This window comes from Kitasatospora sp. NBC_01300 (assembly GCF_041435235.1).
In the GTDB taxonomy this organism is placed as follows: domain Bacteria; phylum Actinomycetota; class Actinomycetes; order Streptomycetales; family Streptomycetaceae; genus Kitasatospora.
In genome coordinates this window covers 7,073,068-7,089,669 of record NZ_CP108408.1, presented here as the reverse complement: position 1 = coordinate 7,089,669, position 16,602 = coordinate 7,073,068, and the positions used below count along the sequence as shown (strand labels likewise).

Sequence of the window (16,602 nt, the reverse complement as noted above, 5' to 3'; positions counted from 1 at the left end):
GCGACCGGTCGGACGCACTCAGTCCCGGGCGCCGAGCTCCGCGTCCCGCGCCAACAGCGCCGCCTGCACCCGGTTCTCACAGCCCAACTTGGCCAGGATCCGGCTGACGTACGTCTTCACCGTCGCCTCGCTCATGTGGATCCGCGCCCCCGCGTCCGCGTTGGACAGCCCCTCGCCGAGCAGCGCCAGCACCTCCAGCTCACGCGGCGTCAGCACCTCCAGCCGGCGCCGGGCCTCCGCACCCCGGGCGGCCGCCGAACCGCTGCGTCCGGAGGCCAGCGAGTCGACGATGTGCCGGGTGGCGGCCGGGGACAGGAAGGCGTACCCGCCGGCCGCCGCGCGCACCGCCTGGATCAGCTCGTGCGGCGCCGTGTCCTTGAGCAAGAATCCGGCGCCGCCCTCGGTCACGGCGCGCAGGACGTTCTCGCGCTCCCCGAAGGTGGTGAGGATCAGCGCCCGCGCGCCGGGTGCGACCCTCGGCAGCTCCGCGAGCGCCGTCAGCCCGTCCATCACCGGCATCTGGATGTCCAGCAGCACCACGTCCACCCGGTGCGCCCGGGCCAGCTCCAGTGCCTCCCGCCCATCGGCGGCCTCGGCGACCACCTCGATGTCGGCGGCAGAGCCCAGGATCATCCTGATCCCGGCGCGGATGAGCGGCTCGTCGTCGGCGACGAGGACTCGGATCACGGCTGGTCATTCCCCTCGAACGGTGCTGCGGCAGGAACACCATCCTCACATCCGGCCGAAACCCGCGCCCCACCCGGTCCGAGCGGTCAGGGCGCTCCGAGCGGTCAGGGCGGTCAGGGCGGTCAGGACTTCGTGAGGTAGTGCTCCTTCTCCACCAGCACCCCGTCCTTGAAGCAGAACCGCACCACGTTGTCCTGGCCCCAGGTGTCGCTGAGGTCACCGGACAGGTACCAGCGGCAGTGCGAGCCCTCCGGGGGCTTGGGCCCGCTGCCCTGGTAGTCGTCGGTGAAGAAGGTGTTCCCCGGCGGCAGCCGGTGCAGCACGTCGGCCTCCGGCGTGCCGGTCTCCAGCCCGTCGTACACCGACTTCGGCACCGTCGCGTCGCCGGTGCCCTGGACGAAGGCCACCACGCCCCAGATCAGCAGGCCCAGCACGGTCAGGCCGACCGCCCCCACCCCGACCGCGCAGCCGATCGCCGGACTGCGCCGCCCCTCCTCCGCACCGACGACCGGCGCCAGGCCGTCCAGCACCCAGTCGTCGACCCCGGCGATCGCCGCGGCCCCGTCGCCCGTGCCCTCCGCCCCCTCGTACGGCAGCACGCCGGCCAGCCGGAACCCCTGGTCCGGCGTCGGCCCGGCGTGCACCATGCCGCCGACCAGCCGGGCCCGCTCGCGCAGGCCGGTCAGCCCCTGGCCGCCGCTGACCGCCGGGCCCGCGCCGGCACGCACGCCCACGGGCTCCGGGGCGCACGGGTTGACCACCTCCACCACCAGCGCGTCCGGCTCGTACCGGAGCGCGACGGTGATCGGCGCGCCGGGGGCGTGCTTGTGCGCGTTGGTGAGCGCCTCCTGCACCATCCGGTACGCCGCGTGGTCCACCGCGGCGGCCAGCGGACGCGGCTCGCCCTCCCGGGAGAAGGAGACCCGCGCCCCGGCCGCCCGCGAGGAGTCGACCAGCCCCTCGATCCCGTCCACCCCGCCCCGGGCCGGCGCCGTGTCCGTCACCGGCCGCACCGCCGTCGACTCGTCGTGCAGGACGCCGACCACCTCGCGCAGCTCCCGCATCGCCGCGACCGCCGCCTGCCGCAGCACCCCGACCGCCTCGCGCTGCCGGTCGCTGAGCGTACGGTCCACCTCCAGCGCGCCGGAGTGCACGGAGATCAGCGCCAGCTGGTGGCCCAGGCTGTCGTGCATGTCCTGGGCGATCCGGTGCCGCTCGCGCAGCCGGGCCTGGTGCACCACCATGACCCGCTCGCGCACCAGCTGGTCGTTGCGCTCGCGCAGCGCGTCCAGCAGGGCGCGGCGCTGCGCCCGGTAGCGGCCCCACAGTGCGGGCAGCACGGCGACCAGCAGGAAGCCGCCGAGCGAGAGCCCGACGATCAGCTTGGGCGAGGCCGAGCCGGCGTCCTTCAGCACCCCGGTCACCATGAACAGCACCCAGCTCAGCACGAAGGTGCCGACCAGCGCGGTGACCTTGCGCAGCCTCGCCCCGGCCGACCAGCCGGCGCAGACCAGCAGCGGCATCGGGCCGACCGCCCAGCCGGCCGCGGCCGAGGTGAGCAGCAGCACGGTCGCCGGGAAGGCCGGCCGCAGCACCCACAGCAGCGCGACCCCCAGCCACACCAGGACGGGGTGGCCGGTACCGGAGGCCACCTCCAGCAGGGCCGCGACCCCGCCCATCAGCAGGGCCAGCGCGCCCTGGCCCACCACCCGCCGGGGCGGCCAGGGCCCGGGAAACGCCGTCCGTACCGCCTTCTTCCAGGCCCGCGCCATCGCATCCACCCGTCGAGGCTATCGGGCCGCGCCGCCCGGCCGCCGCCACCGTTCGTCGCCCCCGCCCCCGACGAAAGTCGCCGCTCACGGCGTTCCGGGCACCCCCGTGGACACGCCCGTGGAGTCGTCCTCGCCGAAGGCCATCAGCAGCAGCGCCACGTCGTCCACCCGGTGCGAGGAGCCGACCTCGCGCAGGATCCGTTCCGCCAGCAGTTCCAGGCCGTCCGGCCCCTGCTCCTCGCCGCGCCCGAGCGCGGCCCGCAGCAGGTCCACCCCCTGGTCGATCGCCACCGCCGGATCCTCCACCAGCCCGTCCGTGTACAGCGCGACCACCGTGCCGGGCTCCAGGCGCAGCTCGCTGACCGGGTACTCGGCCAGCTCCTCCACGCCCAGCAGCGGCCCGCCCGGCACGTACAGCGCCTCGGCCCACCCGTCCGGGAAGCGCAGCACCGGCGGCAGGTGCCCGGCCCGGGCGATCCGGGCGCGGCCGTCGGCGGGGGTGAGGTGGACGAGGCAGCAGCTGGCTAGCAGTCCGGGGTCGAGGTCGAGCAGGAGCCGGTTCGTGCGGGCGAGCACCTGGTCGGGCGGGTCACCGCCGGTGGCGAAGGCGCGGACGGCGCTGCGCAGCTGGCCCATGGTGGCGGCCGCGCCGACGCTGTGGCCCTCGACGTCGCCGATCACCAGCGTGACGTCCCCGCCGGTGACGATCGCGTCGTACCAGTCGCCGCCGATCTCCATGCCCTGGGTGCCGGGCAGGTAGCGGGCGGCGATCCGGATGCCGGGCACGTCCGGGAGGCGGTGCGGCAGCAGCGCCTGCTGGAGGCCGCGGGCCAGGGTGAACTCGGCGTCGTACAGCCGGGCCCGTTCCAGGGCCTGGGCGATGAAGCCGCCGAGGGCGGTGAGCAGGCCGCGGTCCTCGGCGGTGAAGGGGCGCGGCCGGTCGAAGCCGAGGATGCAGCTGCCGACGGGGTGGCCGGAGGCGATCAGCGGCAGGAAGGCCCAGGCGCCCATCTCGTCGAGCGCGAGGCCGGGGTAGGCGTCGGCGAGTTCGCGCACCGATTCGAAGAAGATCGGGGTGCCGGTGCTGAGCGTCTCCGCGCCGGGGATGCGGGCGGCGACCGGGGTGCCCTCGAAGGCGTCCAGGAAGCCGTCCGGGTAGCCGGTCTGCGAGATCAGGTGCAGGTGCTTGTCGCGCACCCCGTAGATGGCGAGCTCCTGGCCGCCGAAGGCCGGCAGGATCTCCTCGGCCACGGCCCGGCAGACCTCGCGCACGGTGACGGCCTCGGTGAGCGCGCTGGCGAGCTGGAGCAGGTGGTAGGTGCCGCCGATGCCGGCGGGGGCGTCGGTCGGGGTGGCGCCGCGGGCCGCGGGCGGCGGGGGCGCGGCCCGCGGTTCGGCCGCGCCCGGCGGGGCTTCGGCGGCCACCACCCGGCCGGTGACGCCGTGCGTGTCGGGGTAGAGCGAGAAGGCGAGCCAGCCGTCCGGCGGTCGGGCGGCCAGGAAGGCGGTGGGCTGCTGGGAGAGCAGGGCGGCCCGGTAGCGGTTCTCGAAGAAGGGGTCGGCGAGCCAGGGCAGCACGTCCCACAGGTGGTGGCCGACCAGGTCCTCGCGGCGCGCCTGGAGCAGTGGCTCGGTGGCGCGGTTGGCGTAGCTGACCCGGCCGTCCGGGTCGAGCGAGAAGACGCCCGCGCGCAGTCGCTCCACTGCGGCCGCGGCCGCGGTGAGGGTCCGGGCGTCCAGCACGGCGCCGACCAGATGGGTGCGGCCGTCCGAGAGCGCCGCGGGCACCCGCGCCCAGAGCTCCACCGGGTACGGGTGGCCGTCCGGCCCGAGCACCCGGACCCTGGCCGCCAGCACCTCGCCCCGGGCCAGCGCCGTCCGGGCGGCGGCCCGGAACTCGGGCAGGTCACCGGGGGCGATCCGGCTGCCGAGGGCGGCCAGCGTGCCGTCGAACGCGCCGGGTTCGAGGCCGAAGATCGCGAGGAACTGCTGGTCGGCGGCCAGCGCCCCGGTGGCGACGTTCCAGTCGAACATCCCGAGCCGGCAGGTCGGCGCGGACGGCGGCGGCAGCTCGACCACGGCCGCGTCGCCGCCCGGCTCCACGGGGTGCCCGGCCGCCGCCAGGCCCGCCAGCCCGGCGGCCAGCCGCCCGGCCACCTCCGCCAGCCGCGGCGCGGCGTCCTCCGGGACGCCGTCGTCGGAGGCCGGCCAGAACACGCTGAGCACCCCGAACCGCTCCTTGCCGCCCGCCACCGGCACGCAGGCGGAGGCGAAGTCGTACGGCATGCCGACGGCGAGCTGCGGGAAGCGCCGCATGGTGTCCTCGGTGTCGGCGAGGGTGATGGTCCGCCCGGTGCGGAAGCTGACGGCGACGGGCAGCGGGCCGGCGGCGGCGATCCGCCGGAACGGCCTCATGATCGACAGCGGTACGCCCGCGATCGTGCAGAGCACCAGCGAGCGGCCGTCCCGCGAGCGCAGGTACACCATCGCCCCGTACGCCCCGGTGCCGCCGAGCGCCCGGCGGACGGCGCCCGCCAGCAGGTCGTCCCGCTCGGCCGCCGCCGGGGCGGCGTGGGGCTCCTGCGGCCGGTGCGGGCCGGGCGGCGCCGCCCGGTCACGGCCGCCCGCGTGCGGATGGCGCATGCTCTTTTGCTACGCCGGGCCCCGGGGCGTGTCAAGGCGAGCGCCCAGGGGCCCCGGGTGCCCGTCGGCCCCGGTTGCGCCAGCATGGACGGCATGCCGACCACCTCCGGCCGCACCACCGTGGTCAACCTCAAGGGCCACCGCGACGACCCCTCCTGCGCCGACGTCGTCTACGTCGGCCGCGCCATGCACCGCGGCGGCTGGCACCTGCCCGAATCCCCGCTGCACTGCCCCTACCGCCCCGGCCCCGACCTCACCCGCGAGCAGATGGTCGCCGACTACCGCGCCTACCTCCTCGCCCGCCCCGACCTGCTCGCCCTCGTCCCGCCCCTGCGCGGCCACCGCCTCGGCTGCTGGTGCGCCCCGCTCCCCTGCCACGCCGACGTCCTCGCCGACCTCGCCGACCACCCCCCGCACCACTGACGGGCGCGCGCCTCCGCTCCTGCGGACCGTTGCGCCCCGGGTCGGGGTTTCGGGTGGTTCGGGGGCTGTTCGATATCCTCCGGGCGAGTGGTGGCGCGCGGGGCGCCATGGGGGAGGTGGGAGCCGGTATGCAGTCGCCGTCGTCCGAGGGGCCCGTGCGCGAGGCCTCGTGGCAGTGGGACGGGGAGGCGGACGGCGCCGCGCGGGAGCCCGTGGACGTGGTCGGCGGGGGCGGGGACGGGCCGCGGCTGAGCCGGCGCGGGCTACTGGCGGGGGCCGGGCTGCTGGCGGCGGGCGCGGCGGTGTGGGCGTTCGGCCGTTCGGGTGCGGACCAGCCGGCGCCGGCGCCGAAGCCGCGGCCGACCGCACTGTCCGGACCGACCCCGCTGTGGACGTACCGGGGGCCGGAGGCGATGACCCCGGAGCGGCTGACCGGCCTGCCGACCCGGCCGGTGTTCCTGTCCCGGGCCGGGCTCCAGGTCCTGGATCCGGCCACCGGCGAGGCGGCGCGGCTGCTCACCCTCGACCGGCCGCGCGGGAACTGGCCGAGCGACCTGGAGGTGCCGGGCAAGGCGGTGCTCGGGCCGGACCGGCTCTTCACCACCTCCCCGGGCCACCTGGACGCCCGCCACCTCGGCGACCCCGCCGCCGACTGGAGCCTGCCGCTGCCCGACGACCTGGAAGGCTCCGTCGAGCTGTCCGGCTTCGACGACGGCACCCTGTACGGCTACGTCTGGGACTGGTCACGGGAGAGCTCGACGCCGAACGGCCGGCTCTTCGCCGTCCGGGTCGCCGACCGCTCGATGCTGTGGCACCTCCCCACCGACCGGAACGAGCAGCCGTTCACCCCGGTCACCACGCCCGGCGGCCGCCTTCCGTGCCTGCGCAACCTGGGCAACGGCAGCGAGCTGGTGGTCCGGGACGCCGCCGACGGCCGGGAGCTGTGGACGGCCCCCGGCGCCGGGGACCTGGGCTGGTGCGTCGGCGGCCCGGTGCACGTCTACGTCCCCGACGGGTCCGGCGGCGTCCGCGCGCTGCGCCCCGGCGGCGAGCCGGCCTGGACGGTCTCCCCCGCTCGGGGCGAGTCGTGGCGGGCGATGCCCGCGGTCTCCGACGGCCCGCGGGTCTACCTGGCCCGCGACAACGGCCTGGTCACCGGGCACGACGCGGTCACCGGCGCACGGCAGTGGGCCTACCGGCTGCCGTTCCTGCTGGACCGCCGCAGCCATCCGCTGGTGGTCGGCGGCACGCTGTTCGTCCCCGGCCCGGCGGCCGCCGGGGTGTGCGCGATCGACACCGCGAGCGGCACGCCGCGCTGGACGTTCCTCGACTCGGGCCCCGGCAAGGACGTCTGGTCGCTCGCGGCCGACGCGAACCACCTCTACGCCGGCCACGACGACGTGCTGCACGCCCTCCCGCTCACCTGACCGCCCGGCACCACAGCCACGACGCCACGACGCCACGACAGGATGGCCTGATGCAGGTGCACCCGATCTCCCCCGAGCGGCTGGCCGACGTGCTCGCCGACCGCATCGCCGCGCTGCCCGGCGCCGGTGACCGGTGGCTGCGGGTCGCGGTGGACGGCGCACCCGCCGCCCGCCCCGACGTGCTCGCCGACGCCCTGGTGGAGCCGCTGCGGCTGCGCGGCCGCCCCGCGCTGCGGGTGTCGGCGGCGGGCTTCCTGCGCCCGGCCTCGATCCGGCTGGAGTACGGCCACCAGGACGCGGACGCCTTCCACGACCTCTGGCTGGACGACCGCGCCCTGCTGCGCGAGGTGCTGGACCCGCTGGAGCCCGGTGCCAGCGGCCGCGTCCTGCCCTCGCTGCGCGACCCGGTGACGGACCGCTCGACCCGCGCCGCGTACGCCGAACTGCCGCCCGGCGGCGTGCTGTTGCTGGACGGCGCGCTGCTGCTCGGCCGCTGGCTGCCGCTGGAGCTGGCCGTCCACCTCGCGCTCACCCCGACCGCCCTGGCCCGTCGCACGCCCGCCGACCAGCAGTGGACGCTGCCCGCCTTCGCCCGCTACGAGGCGGAGACCGGCCCGGCCGAGGCCGCCGACATCACCGTCCGGGTGGACGACCCGCGTCACCCGGCTCTGGTCGAGCGGACCTGACGCCCGTACCGGCGGGGGCCGGGCCGCGCTGGCAGTAGGGGCACCAGTACGCCACCCGGTCCTGCGGGGGCGTGCCCTGGCGGGCGGTCCGGACGAGGGTGCCGCAGCGCGGGCAGGGGCGGCCGGCCCGGCCGTAGACCCAGTGCTGGTGGCCGCGCCGGGTGTCGCCGGTGGTGATGTGGCCGGGGCGCAGCCGGTTGGCGTCGAGGAGCTCCCGGGCCCGCTCCACCAGCCGGTCGGGGCGCGGGAGTTGGCCGACCTCGGTCCACGGGGTGACGCCGGCCAGGTAGCAGAGTTCGGCGGCGTAGACGTTGCCGATGCCGGCGAGGTTGCGCTGGTCGAGCAGCGCCTCGGCGAGCGGGCGGCCGGGGTGGGCGAGCAGTCGACGGACGGCCTCCACCGGGTCCCAGTCGGGGCCGAGCAGGTCGGGTCCGAGGTGGCCGACGGCGCGTTGCTCGTCGGCGGTGCGCAGCAGGTCGACGACGGGCAGCCGGTAGCCGACGGCGGTGCCCCGCTCGGTGCCGAGGACGGCACGGATCTGCCAGGCGGGGCCGCCGGACCAGCGCTCGCCGGGCCGGTAGACCTCCCAACGGCCGTCCATCCGCAAATGGGTGTGCAGGGTGAGGCCGCCTTCGAGGCGGGTGAGCAGGTGCTTGCCGCGCGGGGCGACCTCCAGCACCCGGCGGCCGGCGAGGACGGCGGTGGCGTGCGCGGGCACCCGCAGGTCGGCGCTGGTCAGCACCTGCCCGGCGAGGGCCTCGTGCAGCCGGGCCGCCGCGCGGTAGACGGAGTCACCTTCTGGCATGCCTCCATCCTCCACCGCGCGGCGGCCCGGCGGGGCCGCGCGCTACTCGGCCTCGGCCACCTGGCCCTCCCGGACGACGACGACCGGGCAGGGCGCGTGCTCGGTGAGGTGGCGGCTGACCGAGCCGAGCAGCACGCCGGAGAAGCCGCCGAGGCCGCGGCTGCCGACGACGAGCAGTGCGGCGCCCTTGGCGGCCTCCAGCAGGGCCTGGGCGGCGTTGCCGGGCATCACGCTCTCGCTGATCCGCACGCCCGGGTCGTCGCCGACGACCCTGACGACGGTGTCGGAGAGGGTCTTGCCGGCCAGTTCCTCGGGGTTGAAGACCTCGGCGGACGGCACGTTCGGCGCGGCCCAGCCGTAGAACGCCGGGTACTCCCAGGCGGCGATCGCGGTGATGGTCCCGCCGACGGCCCGTGCGTAGTCGACCGCCCAGCGCAGCGCCTGCTCCGAGGCGGGCGAGCCGTCCACGCCGACGACGATCCGGGGGTTGGCACTCATGGCGTTACTCCTTGGCGCTCAGTTCCTGCTCGGTCCCGACACCCTGAACATAGATCAAATCGGGCGTGTTGTCGGTATTTGCCACGCCGTGATCGGCGTTTTGCATTCAGATCGATGGCAACGGGCCTGAACGATCTGTGGTTCTGCGGTTCCGTGGTCCTGCGGTTCTGCGGCTATGCCCGGGCGTCGGACGAGCCCTGACGGATCAACTCCGGTAAGCGGCCCAGGAGTCGGCCATCCGCTGGACCTGGCCGGGGGTGAACTGGCTCATGCAGGAGTCGTAGCTGTAGTCCATGAAGTTGTGGATCGGGTCCAGGCCGGGCCCGGTGCAGGTGTGACGGCCCTCGGGGCAGCCGTAGGCGGGGGTGCGCTCGGGCGGGGTGTCGTCCACGTAGTCGCCCGGGGGCAGGCAGCCGCCCTGGAAGGTGTGGAAGAGGCCCAGCCAGTGGCCGATCTCGTGGGTGGCGCTGCTGCCCTCGTTGTAGTGGGCGGCGGCGCCGCCCGGCAGGGAGGCGTCCAGGACGACCACGCCGTCGTCGGCGGGGTTCGAGCGGTAGGCGCCCGGGAAGGTCGACCAGCCGAGCAGGGACTGGCCGAGCTTGGCGGTGTAGAGGTTGAGGGTGCCCGCGTCACCCTTGCGCAGCGCGTTCTTCATCGCCGCCTCGGCCCCGGAGCCGGGGGTGATGCCGTCGTACCAGGAGGCGTTGTCGGTGTAGTCGGTGCCGGCCAGCTCGAAGTGGAACTGGCTGGGGGTGTTGCCGTCGCCCTGGCCGCCGTAGGTCGCGTTGAGGTGGTCGATCTGGGCGGCGACGACGCCCCCGTCGAGCCGGCCGGTGTCACCGGCGTGGATCACGTGGACGTAGACCGGCACCGTCGTCGGGGCGCCGATCCGGGCGTGGGCGGAGGAGAGCCGGGCGAGCCGGTCGTCGAGGTCCGCCTGCATCGCCCGGGCCTCGGCGGCGGTGACGGCGTTCGGGTCAGGCCCGGCCTGGCCGCCGGCCGGCTTGCGGGCGGCGGCGTCGACGGCGGCGTCGACGGCGGCGGCGGCGGCGTCGGCGGCGGCGGCGTCGGAGTCGGAGTCGGAGTCGGAGTCGGAGCCCGCACAGGCCGCGGTCACGGCGGCCGCGGCGGCGGAGATCCGGGTCGCGGCGGCGGAGTGCGGGGCCGGGGCGGCGAGCTGGCCGAGACCGGCGACCGCGACCAGCGCGGCGGCCCAGGGGAACAGACGGGGGGCACGCGAGCGTACCCGGGCAGTACGGCGCATCTGCGCTCCTGACAAGGGAGTTGGCGGATTGTCGGCCGCGCCCCGGGCCCGCCCGGCTCGGCGCGGACCCGCCGAGACTACGACGCGGCGAAGACGATCTCCCGCAGGGCGCGCGCGGCGGCCCGGTCGAGTACCACGGCCGACGCACAGCCCTCCGGCGGCCGTCCGGCCCCGGTGAGCCGGCGCCGCAGCCGGTCGACGGAGGCCCGGTGCCGGAGGAAGGCGTAGCGGGAGACGCTCTGCCCCCGGCTCTGCTGGCCCTCCCGCGCCTCGGCCGGTTCGGCGTCCAGCAGCAGCAGGTGCACCCGGCGGCCCTGCCGGGCGGCGGTGCGGGTCAGCCAGAGCCGCACCCAGGACAGCGAGCCGCAGTCGTGGACGGCGAGCGGCCCGCCGGCCAGCACCGCGCGCCGCAGCCGCCGGTAGTGCGCGATCCGCGCCAGCGGGCGGTAGAGGGCGTACGGGAGGCGGCCGGGCAGCCTGGCCGCGTACTCCTCGCGGACCAGCTGGGAGTCGACCAGCGGAGCGCGCACGCAGCGGCGCATCAGGGTGCTCTTGCCGCTGCCGGGCAGCCCGGAGACGACCAGCAGGTCGCCGGCGGGGTAGTGCAGCGCCGCCGGGGCGGGGCCGGTCCGCAGGTCGTGCAGGCCGGGCTGCACCCGTACGGCCTGCGGGGCGGCGGCGGGGCCCCGTCCAGGGGGCGGCGGCACCCGGGGTGCCGCCGCCTCCGCCGTTCTCGTCCTGGTCACCGGTCCTCCCCGCGCCGTTCCCTCCCTCGGAGCATTACGCATTCCCAAGAGCGAGTAAAGAGCGGTGGTCTCCGGGCCCGGCCGGCCGGTGCCGGATCAGGTCGTGCCGTGCGGGCGGGTCAGCCGAGCTGGGGGGCGACCCGGGAGGCGATGAGCTCCAGGTGGTCGAGGTCGTCCAGGTCCAGGATCTGCAGGTAGACCCGCTCGCTGCCGACGGCCGCGTACCGGCCGATCTTCTCGGCGACCTCGTCCGGGGTGCCGGCCAGGCCGTTGGCCTTCAGCTCGTCCACGTCCCGGCCGATCACGGCCGCCCGGCGGGCCACCTCGGCGTCGTCGCGGCCGACGCAGGCCACCAGGGCGTTGGAGTACACCAGGTCGCCGGCCGAGCGCCCGGCCTGCTCGACGGCGGCCTTGACCCGGCCGAACTGGGCGGCGCTGTCCTCCACCGAGGCGAACGGCAGGTTGAACTCGTCGGCGAAGCGGGCGGCCAGCGCCGGGGTCCGCTTCGGGCCGAGCCCGCCGACCAGCACCGGGATCCGGTCCTGGGCCGGCTTGGGCAGCGCCGGCGAGTCGGTCAGCGTGTAGTACTCGCCGGCGAAGTCGAAGGTGTCGCCGAGCTTGGTGTTCCACAGGCCGGTGATGATCGCCAGCTGCTCCTCCAGCCGCCCGAACTTCTCCTTCGGGAAGGGGATGCCGTAGGCGGCGTGCTCGGCCTCGTACCAGCCGGCGCCGAGGCCGAACTCGACCCGGCCGCCGCTCATCGCGTCCACCTGGGCGACCTGGATCGCGGTGACGCCGGGCAGGCGGAAGGTGGCGGCGGTCATCAGGGTGCCGAGGCGGATGGTGCGGGTGTCGCGGGCGAGGCCGGCCAGGGTGATCCAGGCGTCGGTCGGCCCGGGCAGGCCGTCGACGTCGCCCATCTTCAGGTAGTGGTCGGAGCGGAAGAAGGCACTGAAGGCACCCAGGTCCTCGGCGGCCCGGGCGACCGCCAGGAGGGTGTCGTAGCTCGCGCCCTGCTGCGGTTCGGTGAAGATGCGGAGATCCATGCGGACCATTCTGGTACAGACCACCGGCGGATCGGCGCAGAGAACCGGCCAAGCCGCCGAAGCTCCAGAAGGTGGCCAAGGTCTCAGCACGGAACCGTCACGAGCCGCCGGTCCGGCCGACCCGCTCGCCTACCGTGGACGGATGTTCGCCACCCCCGACGAGTCCTTCCGGCGCTCCCCCCACGAGCCGGCCGGCTGCCCGCTGCCCGGCATCGTCGCCGCGTTCACGCCACGGCTGGCCGAGTTCGCCTTCGAGCCCGGCTTCGTCGCGATGGTCGACCAGCACGTCGCGATGCTGCGCGAACTGCTGTACGCACAGGGGCCGGAGCTGGCGCCCCGGCCCCTGGACCGTGAGGAACTGTCGGACTACGCGCTCGGCTTCCTGGACGCGCTCACCGAGATCGGCTGGCGGGAGCCGGTGGGGTACGACTACGCGGTGCACCGGCTGACCGCGATCTGCTGGCTGGTGCGCGAGCAGGGCCTGCTGCGGGCCTGAACCCGCTGCGGGTCGCCGCCTAGCTCGGCCGGTCGCCCGGGCGGCCCGGGTCGATGCCGGGCGGCGGCGGGGTGGTGCCCGGAGCGGCCTGGGTGGTCGGCCGGGCCGGCTGGTTGGCCAGCACGTCCGCCCGGCCCGCCTGGTAGGCGTTGCCGCGCAGTTTGGCGCTCTCCTGCTCGGCGTGGCCCAGCCAGCGCTCCCAGCGCTGGCGCATCGGCAGGATCAGGCCGCCGCCGACGCCCACCACCAGCACACCGGCGATCGTGGCGAGCACCGCGATCAGCACCGGTCCGGTGATCGCGGTGGCGATCCCGGCCTGGCCGAGCGCCGCGATCACGCCCAGCGCGACGATGAACGCCCAGGCGATCGTGGCGACCGTCCGGCCGTACGAAGCGCCGGCGAGCGCGTTGCGCACGATGTCGCGGACGCCGTTGGCGATGGCCATCGCGACCACCACGATCGCGACCGCCACGATGCCCCTGGGCAGCCAGGCGACGATGCTGTGGATCATCACGCTGATCGGGTTCGGGCCGAAGACGCCGAACGCCAGTTGCAGCACCATCAGCAGGATCGCGTAGTAGACGATCTTGCAGATGATGCCGGTCATGTCGTAGTTCGACCCGCTCAGGTGGCGGGCCATCCCGGCCCGCTCGGCGACCCGTTCCGAGCCGACCTTGCGCAGCACGCGGTCCAGGACCTTGGCGATCGCCTTCGCCACGATCCAGCCGATGACCAGGATCGCCAGGAAGGCGATGAACTGCGGGATGAATTTCGCGATCTTGGACCAGGCGTCGGTGAAACCCGATCCGAAGTCCACGGAGAGTGCGAGCTGCTGAGCCACGGAGTCCTCCACTCGGTGACGCGGCGCCACGAGCGGCGCGCGCGGCCCCCCACCCTTCGTGGATAGCAGCACCCCGCCCGGTCCGCGCGCGCCTGGTCCCCGGGCTGCTCCCCCCGGGTGAAACGGGCCCGTAGACGCCCCGCGTAAAGTGATGTTCAAGGGCACGGGACGGGGGCGGGACGGGACGGGACGGTGCGGGTGTGAGCAGCGACACGGTGGACGGCGGCACGACGACCGGCAGCACGGCCGGGCACCCGGCACTGCGCTGGCGGGTGCGGCCCGAGGCGCCGCGCGCCGCCGTCCTGGTGCTGCACGGCGGCGAGGAGCACAACCTCTCCCGGCCCGGTCCGGTCAACCTGCCGCTGCTGCGGATGCACGGCTTCCTGCGCTCCCTCGCCAAGGACACCGCCGGCGCCGACGTGGCCGTCGGCACCGTCCGCTACCGCCACCGGGGCTGGAACGGGCAGCGCGCCGACGCCGCGCTGGACGCCCTCGCCGCCCTCGACGAGCTGGCCCGGGAGCTGGGCGAGGTGCCGACCGTCCTGATCGGGCACTCGATGGGCGGGCGCGCGGCCCTGCGGGCCGGCGGCCACCCGGCCGTCACCGGCCTGGTCGCCCTCGCCCCCTGGTGCCCGGCCGAGGACCCGTGCGAGCAGCTGGCCGGACGGGACGTGCTGCTGCTGCACGGCGACCGCGACAAGGTCACCCCGCCCGCCGAGACCCGGGCCTTCGGCGCCCGCAGCCGGGCCGCCGGCGCCCGCGTCTGCGGCTACACCGTCACCGGCAGCGGCCACGCCATGCTCCAGCGCATCCCCGACTGGCACCGGGCCACCACCCGCCTGGCCACCGCCCTGCTCGGCCTGCGCCCGCTCCCCGCCGAGACCGTCTCCGCCCTCGCCCTCCCGCCCGCCTCCCCCGAGGCCCTCACCCTCGCCCTGCCCCGCCAGCCGCGCGGCTGACCCCCGTGCAGCCCGGCGGCGGCGCGGGCGTCAGCGGGCCAGGCGGCCGAGGAGGGCGGAGGCCGCGGTGATGCCGAGCACGGTGGCCAGGGTCAGGACGGCGAAGTCGAGCGGGAGGTGGGCGCGGGTGCCGATCAGCAGGCCGCGCAGGGCGTCGACCTGGTAGCTGAGCGGGTTGGCCCGGCTGACCACCTGGAGCCAGCCCGGCATCAGGTCCACCGGGTAGAGGGCGTTGGAGCCGAAGAAGAGCGGCATGGTGATCGCCTGGCCGATGCCCATCAGCCGGTCGCGGGTGAGCACGATGCCGGCGATGGTCATCGAGAGGCAGGAGAAGAACGCCGAGCCGAGCAGCACGACGACCACGACCCCGAGCAGCCGCAGCGGGTTCCAGGTCATCGCGACTCCGAGCAGGGCGGCGATCACCACCACGACGACGGCCTGGATCACCGCCTTCACCCCGGCGGCGAAGGCCTTGCCGGTCACCAGCGCGGCGCGCGGGGTGGGGGTGACCAGCAGTTTGGTGAGCACCCCGGAGTCCCGTTCCCAGATGATCATGATGCCGTAGAAGATCGCGATGAACATGGCGGACTGGGCGATGATCCCGGGGGCGAGGAAGTCCAGGTAGGGGATGCCGCCGGTGGGGATGGCCTTGAGCCGGGTGAAGGTCTCCCCGAAGATCAGCAGCCACAGCGCGGGCTGCACAGCCCGGGTGTAGAGCTCGGTGCGGTCGTGGCGCAGCTTCTGCAGCTCGACGGTGCACATCGCCAGCGTCCGGGCGGGCACCAGCCGCCAGCCGGTGCGGGCGCGCGGGGGGACCAGCAGCAGGCCGAGGTCGGGACGGGCGGCGGTCGCAGTGGCAGGGGCAGCGGCGGCGGGGCCCGGGGGCTCAGCCGACGCGGGAGGCGGTGCGGCGGGTACGGCGGACATCGCTGAACTCTCCTTCCGGGGCCTCGCCGGGGGCCAGCTCGCGGCCCGCGAAGTGGCGGAACACGTCGTCCAGACTGGGGTCGGTGAGCTGCGGATCCTGCGCGCGGACCACGGTCTTCAGCTCCTCGGTGGTGCCGAGCGCGCGGATCCGGCCTCGGTCCATCAGGGCGATCCGGTCGCAGTAGCGGTCGGCCTCGTCCATGTAGTGGGTGGTGACCAGCACGGTCATCCCGGTGGCCTGGCGGACCGCCTCGACGCACTCCCAGACGCCGGTGCGGGCGATCGGGTCCAGGCCGATGGTCGGCTCGTCCATCACCAGCAGGCGCGGGGCGCTGACCAGGGCCTGGGCGAGCTCCAGCCGGCGGACCATGCCGCCGGAGTAGGTCCCGGCCATCCGGTCGGCCGCATCGGCGAGGCCGACGGCGGCCAGCGCCTGGGCGACCCGCTCGCGCCGCTCGCCGTGCGACACGTCGAAGACGCGGGCGAACAGCGCGACGTTCTCCCGACCGGTCAGCCCGCCGTCCGCGGAGAGCTGCTGCGGCACGTAGCCGAGCAGCCGGCGGACCTCCATCCGCTGCCGGGCGGGGTCGTGGCCGAAGACCCGCACCATGCCGGCGCGGACCGGGAGCAGGGTGGTGATCGCCCGGATCGTGGTGGTCTTGCCGGCGCCGTTGGGGCCGAGCAGGCCGAACACCTCGCCGGTGCGCACGGTCAGGTCGACACCGTCGACGGCCTTGGTGCCGGCGCCCTTCCCGCGCCCGTGGTGGAAGGTGTACTCCAGGCCGCGGCAGACCACCGCCGCGGCACCGCCGTCCTCCGGGAACGTCATCGCTCCTCCTCCCCCGGCTCACCGGGCCGGGTGCGCAGGCCCGTCGCCACCTCGCGCAGCGCGGGCACCGCGGCGGCCAGGGCCGCGCGGGAGTCGGCGGGCAGCCCGGCCACCACCTCCCCCACCAGCGCCGCGCGCCGGGCCCGCCAGACCGCGAGCCGTTCGACGGCCTCGTCGGTGGCGTACAGCAGGGCGGCCCGGCGGTCGGCCGGGTCCACCTCCCGGCGCAGCAGCCGCAGCGCGACCAGCTGGTTGACCAGGGTGGAGACCGAGTTGCCGGCGAGGCACAGCTCCTCGGCCGCGTCGGACACCCGCAGTCCGGGGGTGTCCGTCACCAGGCGGAGCAGTTCGACCTGCGCTCCGCGCAGCCTCGGCTCGGTGAGTCCCTGCCGCAGTCGGCGGCGGACCAGGCGCTGGATGCCGACCAGCAGGGCGGAGAGTTCGTCGGCCACGTCGGGATCGGGGGTCGCCGGGAGGCCGGCGGCCGGTGCGGGGGCGAGCGTTTCCGGTGTCGCACTCATACCCCCGATTTTAGCTCTCAGTGAGAGGTATT

Annotated in this window: 17 protein-coding genes; 5 read left to right on the top strand and 12 right to left on the bottom strand. The window is 75.6% G+C overall.

The features are described 5' to 3' along the window. Positions 1 to 18 precede the first annotated feature (18 nt). The 3 genes from OG556_RS30680 to OG556_RS30670 all read right to left on the bottom strand — a co-directional run bounded on the left by OG556_RS30680 (position 19) and on the right by OG556_RS30670 (position 5,102). A complete protein-coding gene (locus OG556_RS30680) occupies positions 19 to 687 on the bottom strand; it encodes a response regulator transcription factor (RefSeq protein WP_363374509.1) in 669 nt (222 codons plus the stop codon). Between the two features lie 122 nt (positions 688 to 809). Beyond that, positions 810 to 2,459 (bottom strand): sensor histidine kinase, encoded by a 1,650-nt coding sequence (locus tag OG556_RS30675; protein WP_371522989.1) that lies wholly within the window; start codon positions 2,457 to 2,459, stop codon positions 810 to 812. A gap of 84 nt (positions 2,460 to 2,543) precedes the next feature. Beyond that, the gene (locus OG556_RS30670; RefSeq protein WP_371521836.1) at positions 2,544 to 5,102 is read right to left on the bottom strand and encodes a SpoIIE family protein phosphatase; all 2,559 of its coding nucleotides are present in this window, start codon (positions 5,100 to 5,102) and stop codon (positions 2,544 to 2,546) included. Between the two features lie 93 nt (positions 5,103 to 5,195). On the opposite strand from OG556_RS30670, the gene OG556_RS30665 reads away from it, so the two are divergent. The 3 genes from OG556_RS30665 to OG556_RS30655 all read left to right on the top strand — a co-directional run bounded on the left by OG556_RS30665 (position 5,196) and on the right by OG556_RS30655 (position 7,638). Beyond that, entirely contained in the window at positions 5,196 to 5,525 is a 330-nt protein-coding gene (locus OG556_RS30665) for a DUF4326 domain-containing protein (RefSeq protein WP_371521834.1), read from the top strand. A gap of 128 nt (positions 5,526 to 5,653) precedes the next feature. Then, a complete protein-coding gene (locus tag OG556_RS30660; protein ID WP_371521832.1) occupies positions 5,654 to 6,952 on the top strand; it encodes a PQQ-binding-like beta-propeller repeat protein in 1,299 nt (432 codons plus the stop codon). A 50-nt stretch (positions 6,953 to 7,002) separates the two neighbouring features. Beyond that, positions 7,003 to 7,638 carry a uridine kinase gene (locus OG556_RS30655; protein WP_371521830.1) on the top strand — a complete coding sequence of 212 codons (636 nt, stop codon included), beginning with the start codon at positions 7,003 to 7,005 and terminating at the stop codon, positions 7,636 to 7,638. On the opposite strand, the gene OG556_RS30650 is transcribed toward OG556_RS30655, so the two are convergent. The 5 genes from OG556_RS30650 to OG556_RS30630 all read right to left on the bottom strand — a co-directional run bounded on the left by OG556_RS30650 (position 7,586) and on the right by OG556_RS30630 (position 11,997). Then, on the bottom strand, positions 7,586 to 8,443 hold the full coding sequence (locus OG556_RS30650) for a DNA-formamidopyrimidine glycosylase family protein (protein ID WP_371521828.1): 858 nt from the start codon (positions 8,441 to 8,443) through the stop codon (positions 7,586 to 7,588). The two genes, OG556_RS30655 and OG556_RS30650, sit on opposite strands and share 53 nt — an antisense overlap. Positions 8,444 to 8,485: 42 nt before the next feature. Further along, positions 8,486 to 8,941, bottom strand: a complete 456-nt coding sequence (locus tag OG556_RS30645; protein ID WP_371521826.1) for a universal stress protein — start codon at positions 8,939 to 8,941, stop codon at positions 8,486 to 8,488. Between the two features lie 205 nt (positions 8,942 to 9,146). After that, positions 9,147 to 10,205: a zinc metalloprotease gene (locus OG556_RS30640; protein WP_371521824.1), complete on the bottom strand. Its 1,059-nt coding sequence runs from the start codon at positions 10,203 to 10,205 to the stop codon at positions 9,147 to 9,149. A 77-nt stretch (positions 10,206 to 10,282) separates the two neighbouring features. Beyond that, on the bottom strand, positions 10,283 to 10,993 hold the full coding sequence (locus OG556_RS30635; RefSeq protein ID WP_371521822.1) for an AAA family ATPase: 711 nt from the start codon (positions 10,991 to 10,993) through the stop codon (positions 10,283 to 10,285). A 77-nt stretch (positions 10,994 to 11,070) separates the two neighbouring features. Continuing rightward, complete coding sequence (locus tag OG556_RS30630; RefSeq protein WP_371521820.1) at positions 11,071 to 11,997, bottom strand: LLM class F420-dependent oxidoreductase; 927 nt, start codon at positions 11,995 to 11,997, stop codon at positions 11,071 to 11,073. Positions 11,998 to 12,139: 142 nt separating this feature from the next. On the opposite strand from OG556_RS30630, the gene OG556_RS30625 reads away from it, so the two are divergent. Then, entirely contained in the window at positions 12,140 to 12,493 is a 354-nt protein-coding gene (locus OG556_RS30625; protein WP_371521818.1) for a DUF6401 family natural product biosynthesis protein, read from the top strand. Between the two features lie 19 nt (positions 12,494 to 12,512). Here OG556_RS30625 and OG556_RS30620 read toward each other — a convergent pair whose 3' ends face one another. Beyond that, the gene (locus OG556_RS30620; RefSeq protein WP_371521816.1) at positions 12,513 to 13,334 is read right to left on the bottom strand and encodes a hypothetical protein; all 822 of its coding nucleotides are present in this window, start codon (positions 13,332 to 13,334) and stop codon (positions 12,513 to 12,515) included. Positions 13,335 to 13,534: 200 nt separating this feature from the next. Here OG556_RS30620 and OG556_RS30615 point away from each other — a divergent pair, with 200 nt between their 5' ends. Then, positions 13,535 to 14,293: an alpha/beta hydrolase gene (locus OG556_RS30615; protein ID WP_371521814.1), complete on the top strand. Its 759-nt coding sequence runs from the start codon at positions 13,535 to 13,537 to the stop codon at positions 14,291 to 14,293. Between the two features lie 30 nt (positions 14,294 to 14,323). Here the strand turns inward: OG556_RS30615 and OG556_RS30610 are convergent, their stop codons facing one another. From OG556_RS30610 to OG556_RS30600, 3 genes are read right to left on the bottom strand one after another with little or no spacing between them, the layout of a single operon-like run. Next, complete coding sequence (locus OG556_RS30610) at positions 14,324 to 15,220, bottom strand: ABC transporter permease (protein ID WP_371521812.1); 897 nt, start codon at positions 15,218 to 15,220, stop codon at positions 14,324 to 14,326. Next, a complete protein-coding gene (locus OG556_RS30605; protein ID WP_371521810.1) occupies positions 15,180 to 16,049 on the bottom strand; it encodes an ABC transporter ATP-binding protein in 870 nt (289 codons plus the stop codon). The genes OG556_RS30610 and OG556_RS30605 overlap by 41 nt, the downstream gene beginning before the upstream one ends. Further along, a complete protein-coding gene (locus tag OG556_RS30600) occupies positions 16,046 to 16,570 on the bottom strand; it encodes a MarR family winged helix-turn-helix transcriptional regulator (RefSeq protein ID WP_371521808.1) in 525 nt (174 codons plus the stop codon). Before OG556_RS30600 ends, OG556_RS30605 begins: the two co-directional genes overlap by 4 nt. Positions 16,571 to 16,602: the final 32 nt, after the last annotated feature.